Origin of the sequence: Burkholderia sp. LMG 13014 (assembly GCF_905232215.1) — a bacterium.
GTDB lineage: Bacteria > Pseudomonadota > Gammaproteobacteria > Burkholderiales > Burkholderiaceae > Burkholderia.
On sequence record NZ_CAJNKE010001068.1, the window covers coordinates 1 to 821 of the forward strand.

Consider the following 821-nt stretch of genomic DNA (forward strand, 5'->3'; position numbering starts at 1 on the left):
TGCACGACGCTGATCTCGACGCCGACGGCCGTCGCGCCGAGCCCCGTCACCGGCTGCGCGTCGCGATAGTCGAGGCCGACCGCGATGCGCACGTAGCGCTCGTCCGGGCAGCGATTCATGAACGGATCGAACCCGACCCAGCCGAGCCCTTCGACATAGGCCTCGGCCCATGCATGTCCGGCCGGCTGCTGCATCAGCCCGGCCGCTTGCGGCTGTGCGCCGAGCGCCGGCTGCGGCAGCCCCTGCGACTGCGCGGCATGCGACGCGCCGAGCACCTGCTGCATGCCCTCGCCGCTCTGCAGCGCGAGCGCTTCCTCCTCCTCGACGTCGCCCGCGTTCTGCTTCGCGTCGGCGATGCGCTGCATCGCGCTGTCGGCCAGCACGTAGCCCGAGATATAGCGCGCGGGGATCTTCAGCACGCGCGCGGCCGCGATGAACGCATGCGCATGGTCGCGGCTCGTACCCTCGCCGCTTTGCAACGCGGTTTCCGCATCGACGGGCGCTTCAGCGGCCAGGTTCGGCGCATACGCGATGCGGTCGTGCACTTCCGTCATCAGCCAGTGCAGCGCATCGAGGCTGCGCGGCTCGATCGGCAACGCCTGCGTGAGCGCACGCACGGTGTCGCCCGCCTTCGTGAGCGCGGTTTCGCGCTCGAAGATCCACGGCGGCGCATAGCCTTCAGGATTGCCGATAATGCCCGAGCGGTCCTGCGTCTCGACGACGCCGGCCGCGATGACGACGATCTCGGCCTTCGCGCCGCGGTCGTGCCGCACGAGGTCGATCCGGTTGCCGAGCCCGTCGGCATAAGACAGCGTCGGCTC

General features: G+C 70.2%; 1 protein-coding gene. It reads right to left on the bottom strand.

The window, feature by feature from the left end:
- Positions 1–821 (bottom strand): transglutaminase family protein (locus JYJ84_RS37425; protein ID WP_205190371.1); only part of this gene is annotated, 821 nt, incomplete at both ends.